The sequence below is a fragment of the Nocardioides cavernae genome, from assembly GCF_016907475.1.
Lineage (GTDB): Bacteria > Actinomycetota > Actinomycetes > Propionibacteriales > Nocardioidaceae > Nocardioides > Nocardioides cavernae.
In genome coordinates this window covers 3,797,529-3,818,327 of record NZ_JAFBCA010000001.1, presented here as the reverse complement: position 1 = coordinate 3,818,327, position 20,799 = coordinate 3,797,529, and the positions used below count along the sequence as shown (strand labels likewise).

22 protein-coding genes are annotated in these 20,799 nt (G+C 72.2%); 16 read left to right on the top strand and 6 right to left on the bottom strand.

Annotation, left to right across the window (positions count from 1 at the left end; translation table 11 throughout):
• Window positions 1–122: 122 nt before the first annotated feature.
• The 3 genes from JOD65_RS17945 to JOD65_RS17935 form a co-directional block, all read right to left on the bottom strand.
• The gene (locus JOD65_RS17945; protein WP_191195225.1) at window positions 123–971 is read right to left on the bottom strand and encodes a DUF3097 domain-containing protein; all 849 of its coding nucleotides are present in this window, start codon (window positions 969–971) and stop codon (window positions 123–125) included.
• Window positions 972–1,058: 87 nt separating this feature from the next.
• Entirely contained in the window at window positions 1,059–1,391 is a 333-nt protein-coding gene (locus JOD65_RS17940) for a hypothetical protein (RefSeq protein WP_191195226.1), read from the bottom strand.
• A gap of 66 nt (window positions 1,392–1,457) precedes the next feature.
• The gene (locus tag JOD65_RS17935) at window positions 1,458–2,321 is read right to left on the bottom strand and encodes an MBL fold metallo-hydrolase (protein ID WP_191195227.1); all 864 of its coding nucleotides are present in this window, start codon (window positions 2,319–2,321) and stop codon (window positions 1,458–1,460) included.
• Window positions 2,322–2,405: 84 nt separating this feature from the next.
• Here JOD65_RS17935 and hrcA point away from each other — a divergent pair, with 84 nt between their 5' ends.
• From hrcA to JOD65_RS17920, 3 genes are read left to right on the top strand one after another with little or no spacing between them, the layout of a single operon-like run.
• Window positions 2,406–3,428 carry a heat-inducible transcriptional repressor HrcA gene (gene hrcA, locus JOD65_RS17930; RefSeq protein ID WP_191195228.1) on the top strand — a complete coding sequence of 341 codons (1,023 nt, stop codon included), beginning with the start codon at window positions 2,406–2,408 and terminating at the stop codon, window positions 3,426–3,428.
• Window positions 3,425–4,594, top strand: coding sequence for a molecular chaperone DnaJ (dnaJ, locus tag JOD65_RS17925; protein ID WP_191195229.1), 1,170 nt, complete (start codon window positions 3,425–3,427; stop codon window positions 4,592–4,594). Before hrcA ends, dnaJ begins: the two co-directional genes overlap by 4 nt.
• Window positions 4,595–4,599: 5 nt before the next feature.
• Window positions 4,600–5,340: a 16S rRNA (uracil(1498)-N(3))-methyltransferase gene (locus JOD65_RS17920; protein WP_191195230.1), complete on the top strand. Its 741-nt coding sequence runs from the start codon at window positions 4,600–4,602 to the stop codon at window positions 5,338–5,340.
• 11 nt (window positions 5,341–5,351) lie between these two features.
• On the opposite strand, the gene JOD65_RS17915 is transcribed toward JOD65_RS17920, so the two are convergent.
• A complete protein-coding gene (locus tag JOD65_RS17915; RefSeq protein WP_191195231.1) occupies window positions 5,352–6,326 on the bottom strand; it encodes a Gmad2 immunoglobulin-like domain-containing protein in 975 nt (324 codons plus the stop codon).
• 74 nt (window positions 6,327–6,400) lie between these two features.
• Between JOD65_RS17915 and JOD65_RS17910 the strand changes: the two genes are divergently transcribed.
• The 11 genes from JOD65_RS17910 (at window position 6,401) to JOD65_RS17860 (ending at window position 16,709) form a co-directional block, all read left to right on the top strand.
• Complete coding sequence (locus JOD65_RS17910) at window positions 6,401–6,754, top strand: HIT domain-containing protein (RefSeq protein ID WP_191195232.1); 354 nt, start codon at window positions 6,401–6,403, stop codon at window positions 6,752–6,754.
• A 6-nt stretch (window positions 6,755–6,760) separates the two neighbouring features.
• Window positions 6,761–8,014, top strand: coding sequence for a hypothetical protein (locus JOD65_RS17905; RefSeq protein ID WP_191195233.1), 1,254 nt, complete (start codon window positions 6,761–6,763; stop codon window positions 8,012–8,014).
• Between the two features lie 96 nt (window positions 8,015–8,110).
• On the top strand, window positions 8,111–9,139 hold the full coding sequence (locus JOD65_RS17900; protein WP_191195234.1) for a PhoH family protein: 1,029 nt from the start codon (window positions 8,111–8,113) through the stop codon (window positions 9,137–9,139).
• Window positions 9,136–9,597: an rRNA maturation RNase YbeY gene (gene ybeY / locus JOD65_RS17895; RefSeq protein ID WP_191195235.1), complete on the top strand. Its 462-nt coding sequence runs from the start codon at window positions 9,136–9,138 to the stop codon at window positions 9,595–9,597. The genes JOD65_RS17900 and ybeY overlap by 4 nt, the downstream gene beginning before the upstream one ends.
• Before the next feature lies 1 nt (window position 9,598).
• Window positions 9,599–10,915, top strand: coding sequence for a hemolysin family protein (locus JOD65_RS17890; protein WP_191195236.1), 1,317 nt, complete (start codon window positions 9,599–9,601; stop codon window positions 10,913–10,915).
• Window positions 10,916–10,950: 35 nt separating this feature from the next.
• A complete protein-coding gene (locus tag JOD65_RS17885) occupies window positions 10,951–11,292 on the top strand; it encodes a cytidine deaminase-like protein (protein WP_191195237.1) in 342 nt (113 codons plus the stop codon).
• A gap of 57 nt (window positions 11,293–11,349) precedes the next feature.
• On the top strand, window positions 11,350–12,723 hold the full coding sequence (locus JOD65_RS17880; protein WP_191195238.1) for an FAD-binding oxidoreductase: 1,374 nt from the start codon (window positions 11,350–11,352) through the stop codon (window positions 12,721–12,723).
• On the top strand, window positions 12,720–14,027 hold the full coding sequence (locus JOD65_RS17875) for a class I SAM-dependent methyltransferase (protein ID WP_191195239.1): 1,308 nt from the start codon (window positions 12,720–12,722) through the stop codon (window positions 14,025–14,027). The genes JOD65_RS17880 and JOD65_RS17875 overlap by 4 nt, the downstream gene beginning before the upstream one ends.
• 20 nt (window positions 14,028–14,047) lie before the next feature.
• A complete protein-coding gene (locus JOD65_RS17870; RefSeq protein ID WP_191195240.1) occupies window positions 14,048–14,854 on the top strand; it encodes a siderophore-interacting protein in 807 nt (268 codons plus the stop codon).
• A complete protein-coding gene (gene era / locus JOD65_RS17865; protein WP_191195241.1) occupies window positions 14,847–15,911 on the top strand; it encodes a GTPase Era in 1,065 nt (354 codons plus the stop codon). The genes JOD65_RS17870 and era overlap by 8 nt, the downstream gene beginning before the upstream one ends.
• A gap of 171 nt (window positions 15,912–16,082) precedes the next feature.
• A complete protein-coding gene (locus JOD65_RS17860; protein ID WP_191195242.1) occupies window positions 16,083–16,709 on the top strand; it encodes a VC0807 family protein in 627 nt (208 codons plus the stop codon).
• A gap of 9 nt (window positions 16,710–16,718) precedes the next feature.
• On the opposite strand, the gene JOD65_RS17855 is transcribed toward JOD65_RS17860, so the two are convergent.
• Window positions 16,719–17,537 carry a septum formation family protein gene (locus JOD65_RS17855; RefSeq protein WP_191195243.1) on the bottom strand — a complete coding sequence of 273 codons (819 nt, stop codon included), beginning with the start codon at window positions 17,535–17,537 and terminating at the stop codon, window positions 16,719–16,721.
• Window positions 17,534–18,019, bottom strand: a complete 486-nt coding sequence (locus tag JOD65_RS17850; RefSeq protein WP_191195244.1) for an NAD(P)H-dependent oxidoreductase — start codon at window positions 18,017–18,019, stop codon at window positions 17,534–17,536. Before JOD65_RS17850 ends, JOD65_RS17855 begins: the two co-directional genes overlap by 4 nt.
• A gap of 46 nt (window positions 18,020–18,065) precedes the next feature.
• Here JOD65_RS17850 and JOD65_RS17845 point away from each other — a divergent pair, with 46 nt between their 5' ends.
• Both JOD65_RS17845 and leuA read left to right on the top strand, forming a co-directional pair.
• Window positions 18,066–18,824 (top strand): class I SAM-dependent methyltransferase, encoded by a 759-nt coding sequence (locus tag JOD65_RS17845; RefSeq protein WP_191195245.1) that lies wholly within the window; start codon window positions 18,066–18,068, stop codon window positions 18,822–18,824.
• A 203-nt stretch (window positions 18,825–19,027) separates the two neighbouring features.
• Window positions 19,028–20,797, top strand: a complete 1,770-nt coding sequence (leuA, locus tag JOD65_RS17840) for a 2-isopropylmalate synthase (RefSeq protein ID WP_191195246.1) — start codon at window positions 19,028–19,030, stop codon at window positions 20,795–20,797.
• Window positions 20,798–20,799: the final 2 nt, after the last annotated feature.

Here is a 20,799-nt window from a genome sequence, read left to right as displayed (position 1 = left end):
CGAGCGGGCGTATCGAGACCCATCAACCACGCGGATCCCGATACGGGTCGCCGGCCCTTCGCTCCGCTCATGGCCGGCCGAGCCCTACTCGATCTCCTGACCTCGTCAGCCCTTCGCTCCGCTCAGGGCTGGGTCGTGAAGTCGATCAGCTCCTCGACCCGGCCGAGGAGGGCGGGCTCGAGGTCGGCGAAGGAGCTCACCCGTCCGAGGATGTGCTTCCAGGCGCGCGCGATGTCGGCCTGGTCGCGGTGCGGCCAGCCGAGCTGCTGGCAGGTGCCGGTCTTCCAGTCGATCCCGCGGGGGACGGACGGCCACGCGTGGATGCCGAGCCGGTCGGGCTTGACCGCCTGCCAGATGTCGATGAACGGGTGGCCGACGACCAGGACGTGCTTGCCGATGGGGGAGCGGGCGATGCCCTGCGCGATGCGCGCCTCCTTGGACCCGGCGACCAGGTGGTCGACCAGGACGCCGACGCGGCGCTGCTGGCCCGGCTTGAAGTCGCGCAGGTGCTCGGCGAGGTCGTCGACGCCGCCGAGGTACTCGACGACGACGCCCTCGATCCGCAGGTCGTCGCCCCAGACCTTCTCGACGAGCTCGGCGTCGTGCCGGCCCTCGACGAAGATGCGGCTGGCGCGCGCGACGCGGGCGCGCGCGTTGGGCACCGCCACGGAGCCGGACGCCGTACGCGTGGGGACTGCGGGTGCACCCGTTCGCACGGGCCGGGTGAGGATCACCGGCCTGCCCTCGAGCAGGAAGCCGGGGCCGAGCGGGAAGGTGCGCCGCTTGCCGCGCCGGTCCTCCAGCGTGAGCGTGTCGATGTCACGGTCGACGGCGACGACCTCACCGCACCAGTCGGTGGTGACCTCCTCGACGACCATCCCGATCTCGGTCGGCACCTCGGTGGCGCGGCCGTTCTTGGGGACACGCCAGTCGCCGGAGAGGACGTCGGTTCCGTAGCGATCCTGAGGCACTGCTCCACGGTAGGGGCCCGCCGGCCCGCCGGCCGGGTGGCACGCCGTGCGTCGCGGATCACACCGGCACGAGGACGTGCCGGGGACTCAGCCCCCGGCGGCGTCGGAGTCGTCCGACTGGGTCGGCGCCTGGCTCGCGCCGTCGTCGTTGCCCAGGTCCTCCTGGGTGGCGTCCATCTCGAGCTCCTCGCGGCTCTTGGTGTCCTCGTCGTCGGGGTCGAGGGGCTCGGCCAGCGGGTTGTCCTCGCCGGGCTGCAGGTCGTCGGGCAGCTGGTCGTCGGAGATGCCGCCCAGGGTCGCGCCGTCGGGCGAGGTGGTGCCGCCGGAGTGGTCGGAGTCGGCAGGGCTGGTGCCGCTGCCCGCCTTGGGCGTGTCGGTCGACTCCGTGTTGTCGGTCTGGGACTCGCTGTTCTCGGTCATGCACCAGTCCTACTGGGCCGACCACCGCGGGACCAGCCCCCGGAGGGTGTGGGCCGGGTCGGGCGACTAGATGAGGGGGAGCCGCTTCTGGCTGCGGGGCAGGTGCTCGTAGCCCAGCTGGACGGCGCTCCCGAGCCGCTCGCGCTCCCACGGCCACTCGCCGGCGGCGAGGGCCTCGGACTGCGGCACCCCACGGGAGGCGAGGTCGCGGATGGTCTCGGCGATGACGCCGAGCTCGGTGCGCTGGTCCTGCACGAACTCCTTGTCGACGACCTTCCCGTGCCCCGGCACGACCACCGTGGCGTCGGTCATCAGGCCGAGGACCAGGTCGAGGGTCAACGGCCACTCCAGCGGCCACGAGTCGTCGCCGATGAACGGCGGGTCGGACTCCTCGACCAGGTCGCCGCCGAGCAGCACGTCGGCGTCCGGCACGCGTACGACGAGGTCGCCGGCCGTGTGCCCACGCCCGGGGTGGATCAGCTCGACCGCCCGGTCGCCCAGGTCGAGCTGGACCGCGGAGGAGAAGGTGCGCGTGGGCAGGCGGAGCGTGGTCGCGAGGATCTCGTCGCGGCGCGGGTGGCCGGTGTCCTGCTCGTACTGCTCGAAGGTGTGGGCCGACGACACCTCCATGTGCTCGGCCGCCCAGTCCGTCGCGTGGATCGGCACGTCGCCGAACTGCTCGACCATCGTCGCGTTGCCGAAGTGGTGGTCCCAGTGCTCGTGCGTGTTGACCAGCCCGGTCAGCGGACCCGCGCCGAGGCGGCGTACGTCGTCGGCGACGGTCCGCGCCTCAGCGGCCGACCCGTGCGTGTCGACCATCAGCAGGCCGTCGGACCCGCCGATCAGCGTGATGTTGACGTGCATCCAGTCGTAGTGGGCGACCCACACGCGCGGGGCGACCTCGGTGAACCGAGGGGTGTCGTCGGGCATGACCGCGAGCCTACGGACTGCTAGTAGTCTTGGCACTCCGGGCGAACGAGTGCCAGAAAACGCGATGAGCAGAGGAGTGGCTCGATGGTCGACGACCGCAAGCTCGACGTGCTCCGCGCGATCGTGGAGGACTACGTCGCGACGGAGGAGCCGGTCGGCTCCAAGGCGCTCGTCGAGCGGCACGGCCTGGGCGTCTCGCCGGCGACGGTCCGCAACGACATGGCGGCGCTCGAGGACGAGGGCTACATCCACCAGCCCCACACGAGCGCGGGGCGCGTCCCCACCGACAAGGGCTACCGGCTCTTCGTCGACAAGCTCGGCACGCTCAAGCCGATGAGCACGGCCGAGCGCCGGGCGATCGCGACGCTGCTCGACGGGGCGGTGGACCTCGACGACGTCGTGCAGCGCTCGGTCCGGCTGCTCAGCCAGCTCACCCGCCAGGTCGCGATCGTGCAGTACCCGACGCTCTCGCGCTCGACGGTCCGCCACATCGAGCTGGTGTCGCTGACGCCGACCCGGGTGATGCTGATCCTCATCCTCAGCACCGGGCGGGTCGAGCAGCGCCTCGTCGAGCTCGACGCACCCGTGGTCGACAGCGACCTCGCCGAGCTGCGGGTCGCGGTCAACCAGGCCAGCGTCGGCGTGCAGATCGCGGCGGCAGCCATCGCGCTCTGCGACCTGCCCGACGGCGTACGCCCCGAGCAGGCCGACTCCACCCGCGCGATCGTGGGCGCGCTCACCGAGGCGATGTCCGACCACCGCAACGACGAGCGGGTCGCGGTCGGCGGCACCGCCAACCTCGCCCGCTACGGCGACTTCGACACCGCCGTCCGACCTCTGCTCGAGGCGCTCGAGGAGCACGTCGTGCTGCTCAAGCTGCTGGGGGAGTCCGGGACCGACGCGCTGAGGGTGCGCATCGGCCACGAGGGCCCCTACTCCGAGCTCGCGGCCACGAGCGTCGTCGCCACCGGCTACGGCCCGCAGGAGTTCCACCTCGGCTCCCTGGGCGTCGTCGGCCCCACCCGCATGGACTACCCCGGATCCATGGCAGCCGTGCGCGCGGTCGCGCGCTACGTCTCCCGGATCCTCGATGAAGGAAACCAGTGACCCAGGACCCCTACGACATCCTCGGCGTCTCGCGTGACGCGAGCGCCGACGACATCAAGAAGGCCTACCGCAAGCTCGCGCGGCAGCTCCACCCGGACGTCAACCCCGACCCGGAGACGCAGGAGCGGTTCAAGGACGTCTCGCGCGCCTACGAGGTGCTGAGCGACCCCGGCAAGCGTGCGGCCTACGACCGTGGCGGCGACGCCTTCAGCCAGGGCTTCGGCGGCGCCGGGCAGGGCTTCAGCTTCACCGACATCATGGACGCGTTCTTCGGTGGCGGTGCCGCCGGCGGCGGGCAGACCCGTGGCCCGCGATCGCGCGCCCGGCGCGGCCAGGACGCGCTGATCCGGCTCGACGTCGAGCTCGCCGAGGCCGGCTTCGGCGTCACCCGCGACCTCAAGGTCGACACCGCGCTGCGCTGCGAGGCCTGCGAGGGCCAGGGCACCGCCCCCGGCACCTCGCCCACCACCTGCGAGACCTGCCACGGCCAGGGCGAGGTCGCCGTGGTCCAGCGATCGTTCCTCGGCGAGATCCGCACGCTGCGCCCGTGCGCGGCCTGCCGCGGCTACGGCTCGATCATCCCGGACCCCTGCCGTGAGTGCTCGGGCGATGGCCGGGTGCGTTCGCGCCGCACCCTGACGGTCAAGATCCCCGCCGGTGTCGACCACGGCACCCGCGTCCAGCTCACCGGCCAGGGCGAGGTCGGCCCCGGCGGCGGCCCGGCCGGTGACCTCTACGTCGAGATCCACGTCGAGCCGCACCCCACCTTCACCCGCCACGGCAACGACCTCCACACCACGATCTCGCTGCCGATGTCGGCGGCCGCCCTCGGCACCCAGCTCACGCTGCCGCTGCTCGAGGCCGACCTGCCCGCCGCGTCCGACGAGTCCTCGGAGACCGTGACGACGTACGACCTCGACATCCGCCCCGGCACGCAGTCGGGCAGCGAGCAGGTGGTCCGCGGCTTCGGCGTGCCGAGCCTGCGCGGCGGTCGTGGCGACCTCGTCGTCAGCATCGCCGTGGAGACCCCCACCCGCCTCGACCCTCGCCAGGAGGAGCTGCTGCGCGAGCTCGCAGCGATCCGTGGCGAGGAGCAGCCCGACGGCAAGAACGAGGCGCCGCACAAGTCGATGTTCGGTCGGCTGCGCGACGCCTTCCAGGGCTGAGCGGGGTGTCGCTCCCGGTCCACCTCGTCGAGTCCCTCGACGGAGCATCGCCCGGCACGCTCGTCGAGGTGACCGGCGACGAGGCGCACCACGCGGTCGCCGTACGACGCCTCCGCGAGGGTGAGCAGGTCGTCCTCACCGACGGCCGGGGCACCTCGGCCACGGGGTCGGTGGCGTCGACGGGCAAGCGGGTCTTCTCCGTCACCGTCGAGTCCGTCGCGCAGGAGCCCCGCCCGGAGCCGGCCATCACCGTCGTGCAGGCGCTCCCCAAGGGGGAGCGCGGCGAGCTCGCGGTCGAGGTCCTCACCGAGGTCGGCGTCGACCGCATCGTGCCGTGGGCCGCATCGCGCTCGGTCGCGGTCTGGAAGGGCGAGCGAGCGACGAAGTCCCACGCGAAGTGGCAGGCCACCGCCCGCGAGGCGGCCAAGCAGTCGCGCCGCTCGTGGCTGCCCACCGTCACCCCGCTGGCGTCCACGGCCGACCTCGCGGCCCTCGTCGCGGAGGCCGACCTCGCGCTGGTGCTGCACGAGAACGCCACCTTGCCGCTGGGCGCGCTGGTGGTCCCCGAAGCAGGCCGGGTCGTGCTCGTGGTGGGACCGGAGGGCGGCATCAGCCCCGACGAGCTGACGGTGCTGGCCGACGCCGGCGCCCACGTCGTACGCCTCGGGGCCGAGGTGCTGCGCACCTCCACCGCCGGTGTGGTCGCCGTCGCCGCGGTGCTGGCCCGAACCTCCCGCTGGGCCTGATCGGCGCGTCGTCACTCCACGGTGATCGTCTTCGTGTCGACGGCCGGGCCGGGGCCCTCGGTGCCCCCCGTGGGGTCGTCGGTCTCGCACTGCACGACCACCTCGCCGGAGACGTCGCCGAGCGGGAGGTCGACCTCGAACGGGAACAGCCGGTCCTCCATCCAGCCCGCCGACTGGTAGCCCTCGAGCGCGATCTCCTTGCCACCTTGCAGGAGTCGGCAGGGCCCGCTGGCCTCGAAGGAGTTGGCCACCCCCGTCACGGTCAGGGTGTCGCCGCTGACGGTGTCGCCCTCGGCGGGAGAGGTGATGTTGACGAGGTTGAGGGTGCGCAGCGCCCCGGCCGCCTCGAACGGCGTCCCGGTCGGCAGCCCGAAGAGAGGCGCGCCGCCCTCGCGCTGCACCTGCACCGGCACGCGCTCCTGCTGCACGCCTTGGAGCGTGTACACGAGCTGCTGGACGGCGAGCCTGGCGTCGCGCCTCGACATCCCGTCGGGGCGGTCGGTGAACCCGTCGGAGGGGATCTCGACGAGGAGGACCCCGTCGGTCGCCTGGACCGAGCTGATCTCCACGCCCGGCCAGAGGGTGCGGTAGTCCGGGTCGACGGGCTGGCCGCCGCCGGCGACGAGCCGGGCGGCCTCGGTCAGCGGGTCGCCCTCGACGCGCTGGAACTCGCGGAACAGGACGGTGCGCCCGCCGGGGCCGTCGCCCGCGAAGTAGACCGGGACCGCGGTGCCGGACGCAGGCTCCGACGGGGACTCGGCCGGTGACTCGGTCGGGGACGACGGGTCGGACTCCTGCCCGGCGTCGGACCCGGTCTCCGAGGGCTGCGGCTCCTCGGTCGCCGTGCCCGTGTCGTCGGAGACCGGCGTCGGGTCGTCGCTGCACCCGGCGAGGGCCAGGCTGCTCGCCACGACGACGGCCGCGACGCCCGCCCAGCGTCGTACGGCGCGGGCGCGAGCCGGTCGAGGAGTGGAGGGGAAGGTCATGATCGCCACGGTAGTGCGAGGCGCGGCCACCGTTTCCGGTCCCACGCCGCGCCGCCAGAGCCTAGGCTGGCGCCATGAGCGAGACGGCCCCCGACTGCATCTTCTGCAAGATCGTCGCCGGCGAGATCCCGGCCGACGTGCTCGGCCGCAACGACCACGCCGTCTCGATCAAGGACCTCAACCCGCAGGCACCGTTCCACGCGCTGGTGATCACGGTGGACCACCACGACAACGCCGCCGCCTCCGCGGCCGCCGACAAGGCCAGCATCGGCCACCTCGTCGCGCTGGCCGACGAGGTCGCCCGGGAGTCCGGCAACGCCGACTACCGGCTCATCGCCAACACCGGCACGGGCGCCGGCCAGACGGTGTTCCACACCCACCTCCACGTGCTCGGCGGCTCGCCGCGCATGTCCGAGACGCTGGTCTGAGCCGCCATGTCCCTCCGTGTGCCCTTCCTGCCGTCCCGCACCCGCCCCGCGCTCGCGGCCCTGCTCGCCGCCGGGCTCCTCGCCCTGTCCGCCTGCAGCGGCAGCGACGGCTCCGGCGACGCCGACCAGACGGCCACCCAGCCCGCGGACTCCCCGACGAGCGCGTCCACTGCGGACGCCGAGGAGGCCGCGCAGAGCGGGCAGGCCGGGCACAGCGGCCACTACGCCGAGCCGGCGAGGTCCCGACGCCTGCGCGCGGGTGAGACGCGTACGACGATCGCGATGCCGGGCGCCTACACGCCGTCCGCGCCCTACGGCACCGGCACCGACGACTACCGGTGCTTCCTGCTCGACCCCGAGCTCGACCAGGACACCTGGCTCACCGGCACGCAGGTGCTGCCCGGCAACCCCGACGTGGTGCACCACGTCATCCTGTTCCAGGTCCCGCCCCGGCAGGTCGCGGCCGCCGAGGCCAAGGACGCGGCGGAGGAGGACGAGGGCTGGACCTGCTTCGGCGGCACCGGGCTCGATCGCTTCCAGAACGTCGACCGGTCCTCGTGGATCGGCGCGTGGGCCCCGGGCGGCAAGGAGTCGGTCACCAAGCCCGGCTACGGCATCCGCCTGCGCAAGGGCAGCCGGATCGTGATGCAGGTCCACTACAACCTGCTCGCCGGGCAGCAGCCCGACACCTCCGCCGCCCAGCTGCGGCTCGCGCCCGGCACGAGGGACTACGAGGCGCTCAGCACCATGCTGCTGCCCGCGCCCGTGGAGCTGCCGTGCCGGCCGAAGCACTCCGACGGAGAGCTGTGCGACCGCGCCGCGTCGCTCGCTGACGTCAAGGAGCGCTTCGGCTCGGAGGGCAACACCGCCGACCTCCTCCACCTCCTGTGCGGTGGCGAGCCGCGCGCCGGCGAGGTCCAGTCGTGCGTGCGCACCCTCGGCGAGCCGATCACCATCCACGGCGTGGCCGGGCACATGCACCTGCTGGGCCGCTCCCTGAAGATCGAGGTCAACCCGGGCACCCCGCAGGCGCGGACCATCCTCGACATCCCCGTCTGGGACTTCGACGACCAGGGCAGCCGCCCGATCGACCCGATCCGGCTCGAGCCCTTCCAGCAGGTCAAGGTGACCTGCCGCCACGTCCAGTGGCTGCGCGACAAGCTGCCGTCCTTCGAGGGTCAGCCCGACCGCTACGTGGTGTGGGGCGAGGGCACGACCGACGAGATGTGCCTCGGGATGCTGCAGGTCACCCGCCCCTGACGGGGGCCACCCCACGTCAGGTGGGCCGCGCGTGGCCGGCTCGGTAGCATGGTGGGGCTCTACCACCGACCCGGAAGGCCGCCCGCACGGGCATCCATGACTGCGACGAACCAGCCAGGCTCCTCCCAGGAGCGACCGACCCACACCGTGGTCGTCCCCAACAGCATCGACATGGTGTCGGTCCTGGGCCCGGGAGACGAGCACCTCCGGCTGATCGAGCGGGCCTTCGACGCCAGCGTCCACGTCCGTGGCAATCGCATCACGCTCGCCGGCGAGTCGGCCGAGGTCGCCACCGCCGAGCGCCTCCTCGACGAGATCGTGACGCTGGTCCGCACCGGCCAGGGCGTCACCGGCGAGACGGTCGAGCGGATCATCCAGATGCTGCGCACCGAGACGCAGGAGCGCCCGGCCGACGTGCTGAGCCTCAACATCCTGTCCAACCGCGGTCGCACGATCCGGCCCAAGACGGTCAACCAGAAGCGCTACGTCGAGTCGATCGACAAGAGCACGATCACCTTCGGCATCGGCCCGGCCGGCACCGGCAAGACCTATCTCGCGATGGCCAAGGCCGTGCAGGCGCTGCAGGCCAAGGAGGTCAACCGGATCATCCTCAGCCGCCCGGCCGTCGAGGCGGGCGAGCGGCTCGGGTTCCTGCCCGGCACGCTCAGCGAGAAGATCGACCCCTACCTGCGCCCGCTCTACGACGCACTGCACGACATGGTCGATCCCGAGACGATCCCCAAGCTGCTCGCCGCCGGCACCATCGAGGTCGCCCCGTTGGCGTTCCTGCGCGGCCGGTCGCTCAACGACTCGTTCATCATCCTCGACGAGGCGCAGAACACCACGCCCGAGCAGATGAAGATGTTCCTCACCCGCCTCGGCTTCGGCTCGCGCATCGTCGTCACCGGCGACACCAGCCAGGTCGACCTGCCGTCCGGCACGAAGTCGGGCCTGCGGGTCGTCGAGGGCATCCTCGACGGCGTCGACGACATCACCTTCTGCCGCCTCACCGGCACCGACGTCGTGCGCCACCGCCTCGTGGGTCGCATCGTGGAGGCCTACGAGGTCTTCGACTCCGACAACGAGCGCCCGGGCCCGAAGAAGACCGAGCGGAGCCCTCGATGAGCATCGAGGTCCTCAACGAGTCCGGCCTCGACTTCGACGTGCGCCGCCTCTCGCGGCTGGCGCGCTTCGTGATGGACCAGATGCGCGTGCATCCGCAGGCCGAGCTGTGCATCAAGGCGGTCGACGAGGACACCATCGCCGAGCTCAACGGCCAGTGGATGGAGAAGGAGGGCCCCACCGACGTGCTGGCCTTCCCGATGGACGAGCTGCGCCCCGGCAAGGTCAACGAGGAGCCCGAGGAGGGCGTGCTCGGCGACCTGGTGCTGGCCCCGGCGGTGGCCGAGCGGCAGGGCGAGGAGGCCGGGCACGGACGCGAGGCCGAGATCGACCTGCTGACCGTCCACGGCATCCTCCACCTCCTCGGCTACGACCACGCCGAGCCCGAGGAGCACGCGGTGATGTTCGGGTTGCAGGGCGAGCTGCTGGAGAAGTGGCGCGCGTCGGCCGAGCCTGCCTGACATGACTGCTGACATCTGGCAGCTCGGCTCGGCCGCACTGCTGGTCGTGCTCGCCGGGCTCTTCTCGGCCGCCGACGCCGCCCTCGGCGGCTTCTCGCGCGCCCGTGCGGAGGAGCTCAAGGCCGAGGGCCGTCCCGGCGCGGTGCGCCTGGTCAAGCTTCTCGACGACCCCGCGCGCTACCTCAACACCGCGCTGCTGATGCGCCTGCTGTGCGAGATCAGCGCGATCGTGCTGGTCGCGACGTGGGCGCGCGACGCTTATCAGGGCTCGCCCGTCCCGACGTTCCTCACCACGATCGGCGTGATGCTGGTGGTGTCCTTCGTCGTCATCGGCGTCGCCCCGCGCACCATCGGCCGCCAGCACGACGTACGCGTGGCGCTGGCGTCGGCGGGCCCGCTCTCCCTGGTGACGACGATCCTCGGGCCGATCCCGGCGCTGCTGATCCTGCTGGGCAACGCGATCACGCCCGGCAAGGGCTTCAGCGAGGGCCCGTTCTCGACCGAGACCGAGCTGCGCGAGCTCGTCGACCTGGCCGAGGCCGGCGCGATCATCGAGTCCGGCGAGCGCAAGATGATCCACTCGGTCTTCGAGCTCGGCGACACCATCACCCGCGAGGTGATGGTCCCGCGCCCCGACGTCGTCTACATCGAGCGCCACAAGAACATCCGCCAGACGCTGTCGCTGTTCCTGCGCAGCGGCTACTCACGCATCCCGGTCATCGACGAGAACCTCGACGACATCGTGGGCATGGCCTACCTCAAGGACCTCGTCCGCCGCGACTTCGAGGCCCCCGACGTGGAGTTCACCCAGCGCGTCGACGAGGTCATGCGGCCGGTCCACTACGTCCCCGACTCCAAGCCCGTCGACGCCCTGCTCACCGAGCTGCAGGCCCGGCGCCAGCACATCGCGGTGGTCGTCGACGAGTACGGCGGCACGGCCGGGCTGATCACGATCGAGGACGTGCTGGAGGAGATCGTCGGCGAGATCACCGACGAGTACGACGCCGAGGAGGTCGAGGTCGAGCACCTCGAGGGCGGCGCCATGCGGGTGTCCTCGCGCTACCCGGTCGACGACCTCGACGAGCTGGTCGGCTTCGACGTCGAGGACGACGACGTCGACAGCGTCGGCGGGCTGATGGCGAAGCACCTCGGCAAGGTCCCGCTCCCCGGGTCGGTCGTGGAGTGCCACGGCCTGCGGCTTGAGGCCGAGCGCGCCACCGGCCGCCGCAACAAGATCGAGACCGTGCTCGTGACAGTGCTCGCCCCGGGGTCGGACGCCGCCGCCGACGACACCTCGGTCACCTCCGCCGGCCGCTGACGGACGGCGACCGGGCCGCTCACTAGGGTTCTCGCATGAGCAACGACGCCGTCGACCTCAGCGCCGAGGACGCCAAGCTGGTGACCCTCGCCCGAGCGACCCGGGCGCGGGCGCGGGCCGACGAGGGCGCCGCCGTGCGTGACCTCGACGGCCGTACCTACGCCGCCGCCAGCGTGCGCCTCCCGCACCTCGACCTGCCGGCGCTCGACGTGTGCGTGGCGATGGCCGTGTCGTCCGGATCGGCCGGCCTCGAGGCTGCTGTCGTGCTGGCGGACGACGAACCCGTCCTCGACGCCGTACGTGACTTCGCCGGCGCCGGCGTGCCGGTGCACCTGGGCGACGCACGGGGCGTGATCGCCCGCTCGCTCGCCACCTGAGAACCACTGGACTGCAACCTGCTCGCGCGCGCGGTCCCGGATCGCTAGCGTGGAGGGGTGCGAACGGCTGTTGGTCGCGAGCAGCATGCTGCCGGGGAGGCGAGGCTCAGGGAGTCCTACGCAGCCCTGCCGGCTGGTGCGCCGGTGCGACTGGCCAAGCGCACCAGCAACCTGTTCCGTGGCCGGTCGGCGTCAGAGGGTGGCCTCGACGTCTCCGGACTGACGGGTGTCGTCGAGGTCGACGGCGACGTGGCCGAGGTGCAGGGGATGTGCACCTACGAGCACCTCGTCGAGGTGACGCTCGCGCACGGCCGCATCCCACTGGTCGTGCCGCAGCTCCGGACGATCACGCTCGGCGGCGCGGTCAGCGGCCTGGGCATCGAGTCGACGAGCTTCCGCAGCGGCCTGCCGCACGAGTCGGTCCTCGAGATGGACGTGCTCACCGGGGCCGGCGAGGTGGTCACGACCAAGCCGGGGGACGAGCTCTTCGATGCCTTCCCCAACTCCTACGGCTCGCTCGGCTACGCGACCCGGTTGCGGATCGAGCTCGAGCAGGTGCCGTCGTACGTCGCGCTCCGGCACGTCCGCTTCCCTGACGCGGCCACGCTCGCCGGGGCCGTCGTCCGGGTGGTCGAGGAGCGGGCCTGGGCGGGGGAGCGCGTCGACGCGGTCGACGGCGTCGCCTTCGCCCCCGACGAGCTCTACCTCACCCTCGCGCGGTGGACCGACGACCCCGGTCCGACCAGCGACTACGCCGGCCAGCAGGTCTTCTACCGCTCGCTGCAGGAGCGCAGCACCGACCGGCTCACCGTGCACGACTACCTGTGGCGCTGGGACACCGACTGGTTCTGGTGCTCGCGCGCCTTCGGCGCCCAGCACCCGCTCGTCCGACGGGTCTGGCCGCGACGGCTGCGGCGCTCCGACGTCTACTGGAAGCTCGTCGCGCTCGACCGCCGTCTCGGCGTGGCCGACCGGCTCGACCGGCGTGCCGGGCGGCCCCAGGGGGAGCGCGTCGTCCAGGACGTCGAGGTCCCCGTCGAGCGGCTCCCCGAGTTCCTGGAGTGGTTCGACCGGGAGATCGGCATGCGCCCGGTGTGGCTGTGCCCGCTGCGGCTGCGTCGCGGGGCGGACGGCTCCGGCGACCGGCCCTGGCCCGGCTACCCGCTCAGCGCCGAGACGACGTACGTCAACGTGGGCTTCTGGGGCATCGTCAACGTCGGCCCCGACGCGCCCTCGTCCCCGCGCAACCGGGCGATCGAGGCGAAGGTCTCCGAGCTCGGCGGCCACAAGAGCCTCTACTCCGAGGCCTTCTACGCGCAGGCGGAGTTCGACCGCCTCTACGGCGGGGACCACCTGGCCCGCGTCAAGGCCGCCCACGATCCCGACGGCCGACTCACGTCCCTCTACGACAAGGTGGTGCAGCGACGATGATCTTCCACACGGATCCGGGCTCGGGACCCCGCCCACCGGCCCGCCTGAGCATCGGCGACGCGATGGACCGGCTGGTGAGGGGCGGGCTGCCGCTGCACTTCACGGCGTACGACGGCAGCAGCGCCGGCCCTCCGGACGCCGACGTCGGGATGCAGCTGCGCACCGAGCGCGGGCTCGCCTACCTGATGACGGCACCCGGCGACCTCGGCATGGTGCGGGCCTACGTCAGCGGCGACCTCCAGCTCTCGGGGGTCCATCCCGGCGACCCCTACGACGCGCTCGTGCTCCTCAAGGACCACACGAAGTTCCGGGTGCCGGCGCCGTCCGAGGCCGTGCACATCGCCCGCAGCCTCGGCCTCACGCACCTGCGGCCACCGCCCCCGCCGCCTCAGGAGCACCTGCCCCGCTGGCGGCGCGCGGTGGAGGGGCTGCGCCACTCGATGACCCGCGACGCCGAGGTCATCTCCCACCACTATGACGTGTCCAACCGGTTCTACGAGCTGGTGCTCGGCCCGTCGATGGCCTACACCTGCGCGCTCTACGAGACGCCCGACATGACCCTCGAGGAGGCGCAGGCGGCGAAGTTCGAGCTCGTCTGCCGCAAGCTCGACCTGCAGCCCGGCCAGCGCCTGCTCGACGTCGGCTGCGGCTGGGGGACGATGGTCCGCCACGTCGCCCGCGAGCACGGCGTACGCGCGCTGGGCGTGACGCTGTCGCTCGAGCAGGCGCAGTGGGCGAAGGAGGCGATCGACCGCGAGGGGCTCGGCGATCTCGCCGAGGTGCGCCACCTCGACTACCGCGACGTCGTCGAGTCCGGCTTCGACGCGGTCAGCTCGATCGGGCTCACCGAGCACATCGGCGTGCGCAACTACCCCGCCTACTTCCGCCACCTCCGCGACCGACTCCGGCCCGGCGGCCGCCTGCTCAACCACTCGATCACCCGGCGGCACAACCGCCGGCAGGAGACGGGCCACTTCATCGACCGCTACGTCTTCCCCGACGGGGAGCTGATCGGCTCGGGCACGATCATCCGCGCTGCGCAGGACCAGGCCCTCGAGGTGCAGCACAGCGAGAACCTGCGCCTCCACTACGCCGCCACGCTGCGCGACTGGAACCGCAACCTCGTCGAGCACTGGGACGAGTGCGTGGCCGAGGTCGGCGAGGGGACGGCCCGCGTGTGGGGCCTCTACATCGCCGGCTCGCGCGTCGGCTTCGAGCGCGACGAGGTCGAGCTGCACCAGGTGCTCGCGACCCGCAACCACGACGACGGCCGCTCCGACTTCCCGATGCGCCCCGACTGGTGAGCCACCGATAACCTCAGTGGGTGAGCACCCGTGCAGCGCAGTTCCAGGCGACCGTGCGTCGCCGCGAACCGCTCTCGGACCACCTCCTCCGGCTGGTCCTCGGCGACCTCGACGGCTTCACCTCGACCGGGATCGCCGACGAGTGGGTCGGCCTCGTCGTGCCGGGGCAGTTCCAGAGCCGCTACTACACCGTGCGGTCCTTCCGGGACGGCGAGCTCACCCTCGACGTGGTGGTCCACGACGTCGGCCTGGTCACCGAGTGGGCGATGCGCGACTGCGTCGGCGACACCGTGACGATCACCGAGCCCAAGGCGTCGTTCGCCCCGCCGCCCGGGGCGTCCTGGCTGCTGCTCGTCGGCGACCTGACGGCCATGCCGGCGATGGCCCGGATCGCCGAGTCCCGTCCCGACCTGACGACGTACGTCATGGCGGAGGTGCCCGACGACCTGTCCGGCTACCTGCCCGCCGGCGTCGACGTCACCTGGCTGGCGCCTCCCGCGCCCGGGCAGAGCGCGCTGGCCGAGGTGGTCGAGGGCATCGAGTGGCCCGAGGGCGAGGGCTACTTCTGGATGGCCGGCGAGTCCGCGCAGATGCGCGCGATCCGCAAGCACCTGATGCGCGAGGTCGGCCTCCCGAGCAGCCACTACGACGTGATGGGCTACTGGCGCGCCACCGCCGCGCGTCAGCCGCGCGCGGTCGACCCCGGACCGATCTGGCGCGCGGGCAAGGCGGCAGGCAAGACTGACGAGCAGATCTGGGCCGACTACGACGCTGCCCAGACCGAGGCGGCACCGACCGAGCAGGCGAGGGAGGCCAGCGATGGCTGACGACGACGACAAGGACCTCGCGCAGGTCGACGACGAGCTCGACGACCAGGTCGACGAGCCGGACGAGGACGAGGACGACGAGCTCGACGACGACTTCGACCTGTCCGGGGTCGCGCCGGCGGGCGCCTTCTACGAGGCGCCGGAGGGCTACCGCAGCGGCTTCGCGTCGTTCGTCGGCCGCCCCAACGCGGGCAAGTCGACGCTGACCAACGCGCTCGTCGGCCAGAAGATCGTCATCACGTCGTCCAAGCCGCAGACCACCCGCAACGTGGTGCGCGGGATCGTCCACCGCGACGACGCGCAGCTGATCCTTGTCGACACCCCCGGCCTGCACCGTCCCCGCACCCTGCTGGGCGAGCGGCTCAACGACCTGGTGCGCACCACGTGGGCTGAGGTCGACGTGGTCGCCGTCTGCTTCCCGGCCAACGAGAAGATCGGCCCCGGCGACCGCTACCTCGTCAGCGAGCTGGCCAAGGTGCGCCGCACGGTGCGCATCGCGGTCGCGACCAAGACCGACCTGGTGACCCCCGAGCAGCTCGGCCAGCACCTGCTCGACATCGCGGCGCTGGGGGTCGAGACCTCGACCGAGTGGGCCGAGATCGTGCCGGTCTCCGCCGTGGCGGGCGACCAGGTCGACCTGCTGGCCGACCTGCTCGTCGGGCTGCTGCCGGAGGGGCCGCCGCTCTACCCCGACGGCGACCTCACCGACGCACCCGAGGAGGCGCTGGCCGCCGACCTCATCCGCGAGGCCGCCCTCGAGGGCGTGCGCGACGAGCTCCCGCACTCGATCGCCGTGGTCGTCGAGGAGATGGGCCTGCGCGAGGGGCGTCCCGACGACAAGCCGCTTCTCGACATCGTCGCCAACCTCTACGTGGAGCGCGACTCCCAGAAGGGCATCATGATCGGCCACAAGGGCTCGCGCCTGCGCTCGGTCGGCACGACCGCGCGCAAGCAGATCGAGGCGCTGCTCGGCACGCCGGTCTACCTCGACCTCCAGGTCAAGATCGCCAAGGACTGGCAGCGCGACCCGCGTCAGCTGCGCAAGCTCGGCTTCTGAGGCGCCTCTCTTCTCCTTTTCCGCGACACCGGAGATCGTCGGCGTAGGGTGGCGGTGTCGAGGACAACCGACAGGCGTCGATCAACGAGCGTCACTCCTCCGCGATCGACCACCTGGCAGGACCGACACCCTTTGGCGCTCCATGCATCCCATCGCCCGACCCTCGTGACGGTGGTCAGGCGCGTCTCGCTGAGCCTGCTGGTCGCGGTGGTGGTCCCCGCGGCCGTCTTCTACGGCACCTTCGCCCTGGCCGGTGTGTGGGCCGCGATCGCTGGCGCGCTCGTCTGGTCGTACGGCGCCATCGCCTGGCGCGCGCTGACCCGGCGTCGTACGTCGGGGTTGCTGGTCCTGACCGCGGTCCTGCTCACGGGCCGGACCGCACTGTCGGTCATGGCCGACAGCACGTGGCTCTACTTCCTGCAGCCGGTGATCAGCGACGGCGTCGTCGCGACGCTCTTCCTGCTCTCGCTCGCAAGCGCGCGACCGATGGTGGCCCGCCTGGCCGGCGACTTCTACCCGATGGACCACGAGCTCGCCGTGCGTCCGCGGGTCCGCCGCCTCTTCCGACACCTCACCGCGCTGTGGGCGGCACTCGGGTTCGCCAAGGCAGGCATGACGCTGTGGCTGCTGCAGTCCCAGACACTGGAGACGTTCGTCCTGGTGAAGAGCGTCTCCATGCTGGCGATCAACGTGCTTGCGGCGTTCGCGACGATCGGCCTGGCCGCGCTGGTGGCGCGGAAGGAGGGGCTGATGGGCTCGACCCGCCCGGCACCCGTGCCGGCCGAGGCTCCCGCCTGACCGGACGACTCAGGCCGGCAGCCAGCAGATGCCGTAGCGCTGCCCGGCGTCCCACTGCTCGCGCGTGGGGCTCTCCTGCGACCACGTGAAGTCCAGGGCGTCGGTGGCGTCCGCCGCGACGTCGCGGCAGACCTGGTCCATCCGCGCGGCCACCGCGTCGCGGGTGGGCAGCTTGCGGCCCGGGATGTCAACGGTCGCGACCGCACGCCATGAGTGCTTCACGCCGCACGTCACCCGCCGGAACCCCCTGGTGCCGGGCGCCGCGGTGGCGCACATCAGTGGACCGTCCCATCCCTTCGTCCGGCGCGGGAGCCGAAGCAGCGTGCCGGGTGACGCCACGGCCACGATGTCGCAGCGGAACCAGTCGGCCCCGCCCTCGGCCCGCGCCTGGCTCGGGCTGAACCAGACGGCTCGCACCATGCTCAGCCTCAGCTCGCGCGGCGTACGTCCGAGGTGCCGGGGGAGCCGGGTGGTGCAGGCACGGCTCATCTGCCGCTGGGCGGCCTGCGAATCCACGCGCCGGGTGAAGCCGGACTTCGTCGTGAGGTCGAGCCGACCAACGAAGTAGGTCTGCGCCGTGTGCGGGCGACGGCACGCGACCGGCGCCGTACGGCCCACCACGGCGACCGCCTGGCGCATCGACAGGGCGTGGCACTCGCCGACCTCGGGCGTCGGGCCCGGGTCCGGGGCCGCGACCTCGGTCGGGGTGGCGGTCGAGGAGGGCGACGGCGTCGCGTCGTCCGCGGGCGCGTCGGTGGGCGAGGTGCAGCCCGACAGCAGGACGGCCACGGCGAGAAGGGTGGCGAGGGCCGCGTCAGGCCGTCTCATCCCATCACCAGGGCCGCGAGCGTCCCGCCCAGCTCGTACGCCGACTCGCGCTCCGCCTCGCCCACGTCGCCCAGCACCTCGAGGACCGGCGCGCTCTGCCGCCAGCCGAGCGCACCCACGATCGACTGCACCGATCGCACGGCCCCCGTCGTGTCGTAGCGCCCGTGGACGTAGAGCCCGAACGGCTTCCGGCCGCCCTCGACCGCCGCCGCCGAGCCGTCGTCGGTGAGGGCGCCGCCGGCCTGGAGGAAGATCGAGTCGAAGAAGTGCTTGAGTGCGCCGCTCATGTAGCCGAAGTTCGCAGGCGTCCCGAGCACGTAGCCGTCCGCGGCCAGCACGTCGTCCGCGTCGGCCTCGAGGGCTGCCCGGACGACCACGTCGACGCCGGTGATCGCCTCGTCCGAGGCGCCGGCGACGACGGACTCGGTCAGCGCGGCCACCGAGGCCGTCGGCGAGTGGTGGACGATGAGCAGGCGCGGCACGGAGCCGAGGCTACTCACGGCCCTGCGAGCGGCGTACCGTCGACGCGTGAGCTTCGAGGTGGCGGGGGAGGCCTACGACCGGTTCATGGGTCGATACTCCCAGCCGCTCGCGGTCGGGTTCGCCGACCTGCTGGAGGTGACCGCGGGGCAGCGAGCGCTCGACGTCGGCTGCGGGCCCGGTGCGTTCACCGCGCCGCTGGTCGACCGCCTCGGAGCGGAGCAGGTGTCCGCGATCGACCCGTCGGCACCCTTCGTCGAGACCTGCCACGCCCGCTTCCCCGGGGTCGACGTCCGCCGCGGCGCCGCCGAGTCACTGCCGTGGGACGACGACTCGTACGACGTGAGCGGCGCGTGCCTCGTCGTGCACTTCATGACCGACCCGGTCGGCGGGGTGTCGGAGATGAAGCGGGTGACCCGGGAAGGCGGCTGGGTCGGCGCCACGGTGTGGGACCTCGCCGGCTCACGGGCACCGATGGCGCCGCTGTGGACCGCCTTCGCCGAGGTGGCTCCGGAGCAGCCGGACGAGCGGGGCTTCCAGGGCGGCTCGCGTGAGAGCCTCCGCTCGATCCTGGAGGGGGCCGCCCTCCGTGACGTCGAGGTGAGCGAGCTGCCGGTCACCGTCACCCACCCGGGCTTCGACGAGTGGTGGCAGCCCTACCTGCACGGCGTGGGTCCGGCAGGGGAGGTCGTCGCCGCGCTCGACCCGGAGCGCAGGCGCGAGGTCGAGGAGACCCTTCGCCGCAGCCTCGGCGACGGTCCGTTCGACATCACCGCGGTGGCGTGGGCGGGCCGCGGACGGGCGTGAGCCCCGGCCTCGGCGCCTGACCCGGCCCCGACGCGTCTCACCCAGCGGGAGACGGGCGACGGCTGCACGCACACGGGGTTACAGTTGGTCCGTCATGATGCGCAGCCTTCTCCTCCTTCGCCGCCGCAGCGAGGCCTGACCCGGCCCCCTCGTTGCGGAGTGTGGCGCGTGCCGGTCGCCCGTTTCCGCAGATCGAGGAACTCATGACCAACCTGAGCAACACCGCCAACCAGCAGGGCACGAGCCCGATGCCGTTCGCCCGCTACACGCCGTTCGTCCCTGTCGACGTGCCCGACCGCACCTGGCCGACCTGGAAGGTCGAGAAGGCGCCGCGCTGGCTGTCCACCGACCTGCGCGACGGCAACCAGGCGCTCATCGACCCGATGACACCCGCCCGCAAGCTCACGATGTTCGAGCTGCTGGTGTCGATGGGCTACAAGGAGATCGAGGTCGGCTTCCCCAGCGCCAGCCAGACCGACTTCGACTTCGTGCGCAAGCTCATCGACGAGGACCGGATCCCCGACGACGTACAGATCTCGGTGCTGACCCAGGCCCGTGAGGACCTGATCGAGCGCACCGTCGACTCGCTGGTCGGCGCCCCCCGCGCGACCGTCCATCTCTACAACGCCACGGCCCCGCTGTTCCAGCGCGTGGTCTTCAACGTCACCCCCGACGAGTGCCGCAACATCGCCGTGCGCGGCACCGAGATGGTGATGAAGTACGCCGAGGAGCGGCTCGGCGGCCTCGTCGGCAGCGAGGCCTTCGGCTACCAGTACAGCCCGGAGATCTTCACCCAGTCCGACACCGACTTCGCGCTGAGCGTGTGCGAGGCGGTCTCCGACGTGTGGCAGCCCGAGGCCGGTCGCGAGATCATCCTCAACCTGCCCGCCACGGTCGAGATGTCGACGCCCAACACCTACGCCGACCAGATCGAGTACTTCGGCCGCGGCCTGACCCGCCGCGAGCACTCGGCGATCAGCCTGCACCCGCACAACGACCGCGGCACCGCGGTCGCGGCCACCGAGCTGGGGCTGATGGCCGGCGCCGACCGCGTCGAGGGCTGCCTGTTCGGCCACGGCGAGCGCACCGGCAACGTCGACCTGGTGACCCTGGCGATGAACCTCTTCAGCCAGGGCATCGACCCGCAGGTCGACCTCGGCGACATCGACGAGGTCCGCCGCACCGTCGAGTACTGCACCAACCTGCCGGTCCACCCGCGCCACCCCTACGCGGGCGACCTCGTCTACACCGCCTTCTCCGGCTCCCACCAGGACGCCATCAAGAAGGGACTCGAGGACCTCGACAAGAAGGCCGCCGCGCTGGGCGTCGAGGTCGGCGAGCTGCCCTGGGAGGCGCCGTACCTGCCGATCGACCCCAAGGACGTCGGCCGCACCTACGAGGCGGTCATCCGCGTCAACAGCCAGTCCGGCAAGGGCGGCGTGGCCTACGTCCTCAAGTCCGAGCACAAGCTCGACCTGCCGCGTCGTGCGCAGATCGAGTTCAGCCGCGTCGTCCAGCAGCGCACCGACTCCGAGGGCGGAGAGATCACGCCCGAGGAGATCTGGGCGGTCTTCCGCGCGGAGTACCTCGACCGCGAGACCCCGCTCAAGCTCAACTCGGTCCACACCTCCAGCGCGGCGGGGGAGAAGGACCAGCTCACCGTCGGGGTGTACGTCGACGGCGAGCGCCGCGAGCTGACCGGTGCCGGCAACGGCCCGATCAACGCGTTCACCAACGCGCTCAACGAGCTCGTCGAGGCCGAGCAGGCGGCGGGCAACCCGGCCTACGCCGCGCGCGGCGAGGTCCGGGTCCTCGACTACCACGAGCACGCGTTGTCGTCCGGTGGCGACGCCATCGCGGCGGCGTACGTCGAGTGTGCCGTCGGCGAGAAGGTGCTGTGGGGCGTGGGGCTCGACGCCAACATCGTCACCGCCTCGCTTAAGGCGGTCATCAGCGCGGTCAACCGCGGCTGAGC